At 26.8% G+C, this 8,951-nt stretch carries 12 protein-coding genes and 1 pseudogene; 8 read left to right on the top strand and 5 right to left on the bottom strand.

Annotated features, from left to right (window positions below; translation table 11 throughout):
* Positions 1-718 (top strand): DMT family transporter (locus ACRC28_RS04460; protein ID WP_438542251.1); only part of this gene is annotated, 718 nt, incomplete at its 5' end.
* A gap of 56 nt (positions 719-774) precedes the next feature.
* The gene (locus ACRC28_RS04455) at positions 775-1,311 is read left to right on the top strand and encodes a cysteine hydrolase family protein (RefSeq protein ID WP_438542250.1); all 537 of its coding nucleotides are present in this window, start codon (positions 775-777) and stop codon (positions 1,309-1,311) included.
* 31 nt (positions 1,312-1,342) lie between these two features.
* On the opposite strand, the gene ACRC28_RS04450 is transcribed toward ACRC28_RS04455, so the two are convergent.
* Complete coding sequence (locus ACRC28_RS04450; protein ID WP_438542249.1) at positions 1,343-2,305, bottom strand: D-alanine--D-alanine ligase; 963 nt, start codon at positions 2,303-2,305, stop codon at positions 1,343-1,345.
* Between the two features lie 167 nt (positions 2,306-2,472).
* Entirely contained in the window at positions 2,473-3,198 is a 726-nt protein-coding gene (locus tag ACRC28_RS04445; protein ID WP_438542248.1) for a sulfite exporter TauE/SafE family protein, read from the bottom strand.
* A gap of 176 nt (positions 3,199-3,374) precedes the next feature.
* Between ACRC28_RS04445 and ACRC28_RS04440 the strand changes: the two genes are divergently transcribed.
* Positions 3,375-3,782, top strand: coding sequence for a UDP-N-acetylglucosamine pyrophosphorylase (locus ACRC28_RS04440; RefSeq protein WP_438542247.1), 408 nt, complete (start codon positions 3,375-3,377; stop codon positions 3,780-3,782).
* Positions 3,783-3,828: 46 nt separating this feature from the next.
* Here the strand turns inward: ACRC28_RS04440 and ACRC28_RS04435 are convergent, their stop codons facing one another.
* Positions 3,829-4,149, bottom strand: a complete 321-nt coding sequence (locus tag ACRC28_RS04435; RefSeq protein WP_438542246.1) for a DUF1540 domain-containing protein — start codon at positions 4,147-4,149, stop codon at positions 3,829-3,831.
* Between the two features lie 12 nt (positions 4,150-4,161).
* Positions 4,162-4,704: an NADH peroxidase gene (locus tag ACRC28_RS04430; protein ID WP_438542245.1), complete on the bottom strand. Its 543-nt coding sequence runs from the start codon at positions 4,702-4,704 to the stop codon at positions 4,162-4,164.
* Positions 4,705-4,846: 142 nt separating this feature from the next.
* Here ACRC28_RS04430 and ACRC28_RS04425 point away from each other — a divergent pair, with 142 nt between their 5' ends.
* The 5 genes from ACRC28_RS04425 to ACRC28_RS04405 all read left to right on the top strand — a co-directional run bounded on the left by ACRC28_RS04425 (position 4,847) and on the right by ACRC28_RS04405 (position 8,715).
* Positions 4,847-5,494 (top strand): diphthine--ammonia ligase, encoded by a 648-nt coding sequence (locus ACRC28_RS04425; protein WP_438542244.1) that lies wholly within the window; start codon positions 4,847-4,849, stop codon positions 5,492-5,494.
* A gap of 151 nt (positions 5,495-5,645) precedes the next feature.
* On the top strand, positions 5,646-6,143 hold the full coding sequence (locus ACRC28_RS04420) for a hypothetical protein (protein WP_438542243.1): 498 nt from the start codon (positions 5,646-5,648) through the stop codon (positions 6,141-6,143).
* Positions 6,144-6,295: 152 nt separating this feature from the next.
* Positions 6,296-6,985: a TVP38/TMEM64 family protein gene (locus tag ACRC28_RS04415; protein WP_438542242.1), complete on the top strand. Its 690-nt coding sequence runs from the start codon at positions 6,296-6,298 to the stop codon at positions 6,983-6,985.
* Between the two features lie 122 nt (positions 6,986-7,107).
* Positions 7,108-7,506, top strand: coding sequence for a hypothetical protein (locus ACRC28_RS04410; RefSeq protein WP_438542241.1), 399 nt, complete (start codon positions 7,108-7,110; stop codon positions 7,504-7,506).
* Between the two features lie 93 nt (positions 7,507-7,599).
* Complete coding sequence (locus ACRC28_RS04405; protein ID WP_438542240.1) at positions 7,600-8,715, top strand: tetratricopeptide repeat protein; 1,116 nt, start codon at positions 7,600-7,602, stop codon at positions 8,713-8,715.
* Positions 8,716-8,761: 46 nt separating this feature from the next.
* Here the strand turns inward: ACRC28_RS04405 and ACRC28_RS04400 are convergent.
* Positions 8,762-8,951 (bottom strand): annotated as a pseudogene (locus tag ACRC28_RS04400) (amino acid permease); the annotation flags it as partial.

The following is an 8,951-nucleotide window of genomic DNA, read 5'->3' as shown; positions in this document are numbered from 1 at the left end:
ACTAATAGCATTTTATGCATTGAAAAAAGCAAAGGAGCTTCCCTTTGGTAAAAAAGGTAATAGGAAAATTTTAATTTTAAGAGCTATTTGTGGAACATTATCGGTATGGACTAGCTACTATGCTATTTCAAATATGCTTATTGCAAATGCAACTGTATTAACTAAACTAAGTCCTATTATAACAATAGTTTTTGCAAGTATATTCTTAAAAGAAGAAATAAAGAAGGTTCATATAATTGCCTTTATAATAGCTTTTATAGGAGTAATTTTTATTGTACACCCCACAAGTGGACATTATGATATAATTCCATCCTTAATGGCTATAGGCTCAGCATTTTTAGCAGCAGGAGTAGCAACAAGTTTGAGAATTTTGCGAAAGAAAGAATCTGCAAATACAATTGTCTTCTTTTATGCATTTTTTTCAATGGTAAGTTCAATTCCATTGATGCTTATTCATTTTAAAATGCCTACTATAAGTGAATTTATAATATTATTATTATCTGGGTTATCATCTACAGTAACGCAATTTTCAATAACAAAGGCTTATAAATATGCAAAAGCAAACCAGATTTCAATTTATAATTATTCAAGTATAATTTTTATAACAATCCTTGGATATTTAGCTTGGGGAACTATTCCAAATGAAAACTCATTTTTAGGATATATATTAATAGTCCTTGGAGCTTTGATAATATTTTTAATTAAGAGTAAAGAGTAATATTGAATAGATAATAAATATAAAATATAATAAAAGGAAAAGGGGAGTGAGAATTAATGAAAAAATTATTGGTTGTAGTAGACTATCAAAAGGATTTTGTTGATGGTAGTGCAGGATTTTTAAAAGCTAAAGAATTAGAAGAGGGAATTTTTCAGAAAATAAATGAATATTTAGAAAAAGGACAAAGAGTTTTATGTACATTAGATACTCACGGTAAAGAGTATTTAGAAACACGTGAAGGGAAAAATTTTAATATAATTCACTGTATTAAAAATACTGAGGGGCATAAGTTATATGGTAAATTATCAAAACTTAAAAAAGAAAATATATTTTTCTTAGAAAAAAAAGCCTTTGGAATATCCCCAGAAAGCTTATGTGAAATAAAGAAAGATTTTGGACATATTGATGTAATTGAAATAGTGGGTATTGTTACAAATATGTGTGTAATAAGTAATGCAATTATGTTTCAAAATGCTTATACAAATAGCGAAATAATTATAGATGCAAGTCTTTGTGCAAGCTTTGATGAAGATATGCATAATAAGGCTTTAGATGTTTTAGAAGGAATACATTTTAAGGTTATAAATAGATAAAAGGTAGTCATTAGACTACCTTTTTAAAATTCTATTTTTCTTTAACAGTAACACCGTTGTTTCTAGCATTATCTAAAGCTTCAACTTTTCTTCTAACTTCTAATGATTTCTCAATTACAGTATCTAAGAAAGCAGAAACTTCGATTCCAGCAGTTTTTAAACTTACAGGATATAATGAGTTTTTAGTCATTCCTGGTAATGTATTAACCTCTAATACATAAGGAACACCATCTTTAACTAACATATCAACTCTAGTATAAACACTAGTTTTTAATGCATAGTAAGTTGCAACAGCCATTTTTTCAACTTCTTCATGTAATTCTTTAGGAAGTTCTACTGTATATCTGTCTGAACCTTCAGCAGTATATTTTGATTGATAATCAAAGAATTCACCTTTAGGATCGATTTGAATAACAGGTAACATTTTACCATCAACAACAGGACAAGTAATCTCAGTTGCACCTGGTATAAATTTCTCTATCATTATTTCTTCATCCCAAAGAAGTCCTTCTCTAACAGCTTCTTCAACATCTTCTTTTTTCTTAACGATGAAAGTAGCAACACTTCCTCCACCACTTACTGGTTTAACCATAACAGGGTAACCATATTCTTCGATTTTATCATAGTTTATATCTTCAATAGACTTAACTACAAACCAATCAGCAGTTCTGATGTTGTTATATCTTAAAATTTGTTTACAGATATCTTTATCAACACCAATAGCACCAGCTATAACTCCACATCCTGAGTAAGGGATTCCACAAGTTTCAAGAACAGCTTGAACTCTACCATCTTCTCCAAATTTTCCGTGAAGCATTAAAAGAGCAAAGTCTAATCCTTTAACTTTTTCAAATACATCTTCCTTACTATCTATTACTACTGGAATAACCTCATATTTAGATTTATCTAAATGTTCTATAACATTATTTCCACTATCTAAAGAAACTTCTCTTTCTGAAGAAATTCCTCCCATAAGTACACCAACTTTTAACATGTAACTTACCTCCAAGCAATTTTTTTTTAAATTTCTTATATATTATAACAATAAAACGCCAAAAAGTATTGCAAAAAAGTTAAAAATTCATAAAAAAAATAATTTTTTTTAGTTTTTTAACAAATTAAAAAGAAAACCAAAAGGCAAGTTCTCTAAAAAGTTTTATTTTAATGAGTAATTACCATTATAACTTGCTTTATTAAAATAAGAATTAAAATTATTTTAAATGCATGAGAAATTAAAGAATTACTCGCTTTTTTATTGAAATGTGTACCAATTTTAGAACCAATTAAAGCACCTGGAATCATAAATAAAGCGTAGCTTAAATTATTATATCCTCTAAAGTAATAATTACTTACTGTAACAAAAGTGCTTATGAAAATAAGACTTAAAGTTGTGGCAGAAGCTTGCTTTTGATCAAATCCATAGAGAATCAAAAGAACTGGTATAAGCATAATTGCACCACCTAATCCAAAAAGCCCTGAAATTGTTCCAATAATTAATCCAACAATGGGTTTTGTCCAGTTTGGTAAAATTATTTTTGGTAATTTTTTTTCTAAAAACATAAAAACTATCAAAATGAATAATAAGAATATAAAAAATAAATTAAATGTAGGAATACCAATATGACTGTTAATTGCAACACCAATAGATGCTCCCGGAATTATTCCAATTGCAATAAAAAGAGCTGTTTTAAAATCACCAAGTTTTCTTTTTCGATAAATAAAAGTAGATAATAATGTCATACAAAGCATTGTTAAATCTGTATTTATAGAAATTAATTCCTTGTTTACACCTAAAGAAAGTAGTAATGGAATTATAATTATATCCCCACCAAGCCCTACGAAACTACCTATAGAGCAAGCAAATAATGAAACTAAAAAATAATACATATGAATCTCCTTGAAATTTTTAATTAAATAAATACTAATAATATTATACTCTTAAAAATAGAAAAGAAATGTAAGCAATTTGTTAAATAAGAATCATTTGCATATAGAAATTTGAAATCAGACTAAAATGGTAGTATTATATTTATAGAATAATATACAAGGATAAGGTGATCAAAATGGATTTAAACTTAACAACATATAAATTAGGGAAATTATTAAAAGATATTACGGAAACCTATGATACTACGTTAATGACTAAAACAAAGGTATCTGGAGGATTTATAACTATGTTTGGTGAAGCAAGTATAGGAAAAATTCCTGAAAATGCATTAAGCTTTACTAAAGGAAATAATATTATAGATATTAAAATAAAAACTGCTGAAAATGAACTTGCAACATTAAAAGTTACAGGAATGCAAGGTGGTTTTGATATAAAAATATCTGAAACAAGATACAAAGAGATATGTAAAGGAAAATTTTCAGATGAAATAAAAATAAATAAAAATGAAAGTAAATTAAAAATTGGAGAAGACATTATATTTACAATAAAAGCTCCTGTTGATGAATTGAAAAAGTTTTTATAGGCTATTGAGATTGAAAAAGAACCAACTAAGTTGGTTCCTTTTTTTCTTAATTACAATCAAAGTCTGAACAAAAAGTCTCATTATAAACTTTTGGTGTAGTTGTAGCTTCAACAGATATAGAGTCTAATGAACAAATTTTATTTTTATTATGTGAACATGTTTCAGCAGCACAAACAAGTGCTGGTTCATTACTATATGAATTTGTGCAACTAGTTAAATCTCCATAATTTTTTCTGTCTAAAAATGCACCACAACAAGTTGCAGTACTTTCATTAGCTAATGCACCACCAATATCAACTCTATTTGCATTACAATTACCACTACAGTTATGAGAACAGTTATCTACGCTACAATTTATTTTTCCCATATAATCATCTCCTTATTTAAAATATCTGTCTAATAAACCTTTAAATGCTTTCCCATGACGTGCTTCGTCTTTACACATTTCATGAACAGTATCGTGTATAGCATCAAGATTATTTTGTTTTGCAAGCAATGCTAATTTTTTCTTTCCTTCACAAGCACCATATTCTGCCTCAACACGAGCTTGAAGATTTGCTTTAGTATCAGCAACAACAACCTCCCCTAAAATTTCAGCAAACTTAGCTGCATGTTCAGCTTCCTCAAATGCTATTCTTTTATAAGCTTCAGCAACTTCAGGATAACCCTCTCTATCAGCATTTCTTGACATAGCTAAATACATTCCAACTTCAGTACATTCACCAGTGAAATTTGCTCTTAAGCCTTCAATAATTTCACTATCAACTCCTTCAGTAATAGCTATTTTATGTTCATCTGCCCAAGTCATATTATCTGACATTTCTTCAAATTTATCAGCACCTACTTTACATACAGGGCAAATATCGGGTGGGGTAGCTCCTTCATGAATATATCCACAAACAGTACATACAAATTTTTTCATAAAAATTCTCCTTTAACTATTTTTTATACAAAAATAGTTTGTGCTAAAAAATAATTTTTATAACAGTAAAATTTAAAAGGTATTATATAAATAAAAAATATATTATAATAGAAACTAGATTTTTAAAAATTAGGAGGGAAAAATGAATAGAGACTTTGTAATGGCATTTAGTTGTGGTAAAGATAGTACAATTGCATTGTATGAATTAATTCAAAAAGGATATAATCCTAAATGTTTATTAGTTACTACACCAAATGGTACAGCATCTTGGTTTCATGGAGTAAATAAAGATTTGATTTTACAAATATCAAAATCTTTAGACATTGATGTTTATTTTCTTAAATGCAATATGGAGACATATACTGATGATTTTGTAAAGGGGCTAAAAAAGATTAAAGAAATTTATGATGTATCATTCTGTGGATTTGGAGATATCGATATTAAACTTCATAGACACTGGGATGAGGAAGTGTCAGAGAAATCTGGATTAAAATGTATTTTACCTCTTTGGAATAGAAATAGAGAAGAAGTAGTGAGTACATTTTTAAATTTAGGATTTAAATGTATTATAAAAAAATTAGATATATCAAAATTGAATGAATCTTATTTAGGAAAAACTTTAGATTTTGAAACAATTGAAAATTTTAAAAAAGACGGCATTGATGTTTGTGGCGAAAATGGGGAATATCATACATTTGTATTTGATGGACCATTATTTAAAGAAAAGATATCTTTTGATATAGGACAAGTTATTAGAACTCCAAAGTGCTCGACAATCGAGATATTTTAAAATTCTCTATGAAACTAGACAAATGAAGAATTTTAAAATATAATTTATGGTATAATAAATTATATATAACAAGAAATAGAATATTTACTATGAAGTTAAAAATATATCTATTATAGTCATAAAAAATATTTGAAAGAAGGTATTATTAATCATGGAAAATATGAAAGTATTTAACAAAAAAATTCATTGGGATGGATTAAACTTATCTTGCGTTATGGAAAGATATTTAGATACAAACAATGTTGCATTAGAATTATATGATGAGTATGGAGAGTTTTACGAGTGTGTTACACTTGACTATAGAGAGAGCCTACCAAAGATTAATAATGCAATAATAAACAATAGAGAACAGTATGAAGGAATTTTAAATGTTTTAACAGCTGGAAATATTGTAAGAGTAATCGGAAAAATAGATGTAAAAATGATCATGAGAGACTTAGTTGTAGTAAACAGTAGAGCATTCTTAGAAGTATCAGAAGATGATTTCTTAGAGTTTGCTAAAAGTACATACAATGATTTAAATGAATTTTTAGCTCTATCTAATGAAGAGGTAGTTGAAGAAACAGTTGAGGAAGTGGATATTTTATCTGAAGATGATGATGACGCTGAATTAATGGGAAAACTAGAAGAAATTTTAGATTTAGAATAGTCTAAATCAAAAAGCTATAAAAGAAATATATTTCTTTTATAGCTTTTTTCATTTTTAAAAATTCATATTAAAAAAATATGAATTTTTTTTTAATACATGCTATAATAAAATGAACTAAAGATAAAAATTAAAAATAAGATTGGAGAGAATTTATGAAAAAAGACAAAAAAACTTTTAACTCGACAAAAATACGGTTTGGTATTTTTGTAATAATAATAGGAATTGCATTATTTGTTCTATTTGAAAATAGACATATTATTATGAATATAAAAATAGAAGAAGTATTAACATTTATAGAGAAAAAAGGAACTTTTGCAGCACTTATCTATTTAGGGATATATGTTGTTAAACCATTCTTTTTAGTTATTCCAACAAATATAATTGCAATTGCAGGCGGTTTAATGTTTGGTCCAATAAAAGGTTTTATTTTAACGATGATAGGATTTTTTATTGCAGGGACTATTGCCTTTTTTATATCAAGAATTTTAGGAAGGGATTTTGTTGAAGGTCTTTTAGGTGGAAAAATGCTTAAGTTAGATGAGAATTTAGAGGAAAATGGGTTTAAAATTTTATTTCTATTAAGATTACCACCAATATTACCATATGATCCATTAAGTTATGCCTGTGGATTTACAAAAGTAAGTTACAAACATTTTATTCTTGCATCGTTATTAGGTGTTATGCCAGAAACATTATGTTATTCAATATTAGGGAAAAATATGGACAGGCCTTTTTCACCTGAGTTTATTATTCCAATAGTTCTTTTAGTTATTGGCTTAATATTTTCAAAAAAAATTATGGATAAAAAAAATAAATATAAAGAAACTAATAAAGAAGGTTAAAATGAAAATTTTAACCTTCTTCATTTTTTTGTAGCATTTTAGTAATTGTAATGCTTTCAAAAAATAGTATAATAAATTTATAATAAAAAAATACTAAATTTATATTTAATTAGGAGGGAAAAATGAATAGAGATATACGCGAGTTAAGAGAAAAATTAATGAATGCCTTATTATGGAGTGAAAACTCAAGTACTTTAAAAGAATTAGAAACTAAAGCTATAGAGGAAGAAATTTTTGATGAAGATAATGGAGATGAACTAAATAGAAAATCAAATGAAAGTTTAGGTGTATACATAGATAGATGTAATACTGCTCTTATGAAAAATTTTTCAAGAAAAAAATATGAACTAGTAAAAGGTCTATATACTGAATACAATAGTTTTGGTGATTCAAAGATTGAAATAACTAAAGCAGAGATGCCAAAACAAAGAATAAATAAAAAGAATGTTGCAATTGGAGTTGGTATAACAGCTGCAGTTGTTGGAATAGCTGGGTTATTTACTAAAATAAGAAAAAAATAAGAATTAGACCTTAAATATTAAAAAATATTTAAGGTCTAATTTTATAGCAAAATATGTTAAAATGAACTTGTATATAATTAAGGGAGGGTATTTATGGATAATTTAACGTTAAAAGACGAACTACTAAAAAATATAAGTAGTAAAATAACCTTTTTAGAGAATAAGATTCAATATTTAATAGATGAAAATGTAGAACTAAAGAAGAATCTAGACATAATGCAAACAAGTGAAGTGAAATTAGATAAAATAATAAATCTTTTAGATACTAAAAAAGATTTAGATAATCTAAAAGAGAATTCAGTAAATTTAGAAAAAAGCTTTGAAGAAAATATTAGCATAGAGAAAAAAACAATTAAAGCTAATGAAGAAGCTATTTTAACTGAAAAAAGTTTAATCGAAGAGGGGCGCTATTATTTAGAAAGATATTTAAATAAAGATGATTTGACTATAGCCTTGGATTATTTAGGTGAAGCATCAGATAATGGTGATATCGAAGCCTCTTATTTACTAGGTGATATTTATTATAAGGATAAAATTATCGATGACATAGATTTAGCAATAGAATATTATAAACGTGCTGCATATGGGAAAAATGCTCTAGCAACAGAAAAGCTTATTGAAATCTATTTAAATAAGGCTGAAAAAGAAGAATATATATACTATTATCTGCTAGGCGATATTTACTTCAATGGAGAATTAATAGAGATAGATGAAGATAAGTATATGAAATACTATGTTTTAGCCGCAGAAAATGGTGTTAATGAAAGTATAAACAAACTACTAAAGATTTATAAGCAATTATCTGCAAATGGTGATAATGAAGCAACCTTTCTTTTAGGAGAAATTTATAATTTTGGTGAATGGGTTGAAAGAGATGAACATGAAGCCTTTTACTGGTTTGATAAAGCTTGTGGCTTAGGAAATGATACAGCTAGAGTAAAGTGTGCTGAAATAGCTCTTGAAATAGCAGATGGTTTATTTGTTGAGGAAGAGATTAAATGTATTGAATGGTATAATATCTCATCTAACAATGGGAATAGGGAAGCTCAGTATAAACTAGCACAATTATTTGAAAAAGGAATTATTGTTGAAAAAGATGAGGAAAGAGCTCGTAATTTATATATTAAATCATCAGAAAATGGATATATTAAAGCTATAACTAAGGTTAAAATTATAAATCCAGTAAAAGAACTATTTACTAAAGAATAATATAAAATAAGTCTAGTTTTGATTTCTATCATAACTAGACTTACTTTTATATAGTATTTTTTCTCATAATATAAGCGTATACTGGAATCCCACACATAATTAATATAAATCCATATAGTACTGTGGTTGCACCAGAAGCATAGATTGCTAAAATACAAAAAATAAATGCTATACTTGGACGAATTAGTAATAATATTTTTTTAAAAAGAGATTTATTTTTAAAATCTATTACCAAA

The sequence above is a fragment of the Clostridium sp. genome (assembly GCF_051650885.1).
GTDB lineage: Bacteria > Bacillota > Clostridia > Clostridiales > Clostridiaceae > Clostridium.
Note: the sequence above shows the minus strand (reverse complement) of the source record. Positions and strands in the feature narration are given on the sequence as shown.

Bases quoted from the DNA above. Each gene is read 5' to 3' on its own strand.
- ACRC28_RS04455 (WP_438542250.1), top strand. From the start codon at position 775: ATGAAAAAATTATTGGTTGTAGTAGACTATCAAAAGGATTTTGTTGAT.
- ACRC28_RS04450 (WP_438542249.1), bottom strand. From the start codon at position 2,305: ATGTTAAAAGTTGGTGTACTTATGGGAGGAATTTCTTCAGAAAGAGAA.
- ACRC28_RS04445 (WP_438542248.1), bottom strand. From the start codon at position 3,198: ATGTATTATTTTTTAGTTTCATTATTTGCTTGCTCTATAGGTAGTTTC.
- ACRC28_RS04440 (WP_438542247.1), top strand. From the start codon at position 3,375: ATGGATTTAAACTTAACAACATATAAATTAGGGAAATTATTAAAAGAT.
- ACRC28_RS04435 (WP_438542246.1), bottom strand. From the start codon at position 4,149: ATGGGAAAAATAAATTGTAGCGTAGATAACTGTTCTCATAACTGTAGT.
- ACRC28_RS04430 (WP_438542245.1), bottom strand. From the start codon at position 4,704: ATGAAAAAATTTGTATGTACTGTTTGTGGATATATTCATGAAGGAGCT.
- ACRC28_RS04425 (WP_438542244.1), top strand. From the start codon at position 4,847: ATGAATAGAGACTTTGTAATGGCATTTAGTTGTGGTAAAGATAGTACA.
- ACRC28_RS04420 (WP_438542243.1), top strand. From the start codon at position 5,646: ATGGAAAATATGAAAGTATTTAACAAAAAAATTCATTGGGATGGATTA.
- ACRC28_RS04415 (WP_438542242.1), top strand. From the start codon at position 6,296: ATGAAAAAAGACAAAAAAACTTTTAACTCGACAAAAATACGGTTTGGT.
- ACRC28_RS04410 (WP_438542241.1), top strand. From the start codon at position 7,108: ATGAATAGAGATATACGCGAGTTAAGAGAAAAATTAATGAATGCCTTA.
- ACRC28_RS04405 (WP_438542240.1), top strand. From the start codon at position 7,600: ATGGATAATTTAACGTTAAAAGACGAACTACTAAAAAATATAAGTAGT.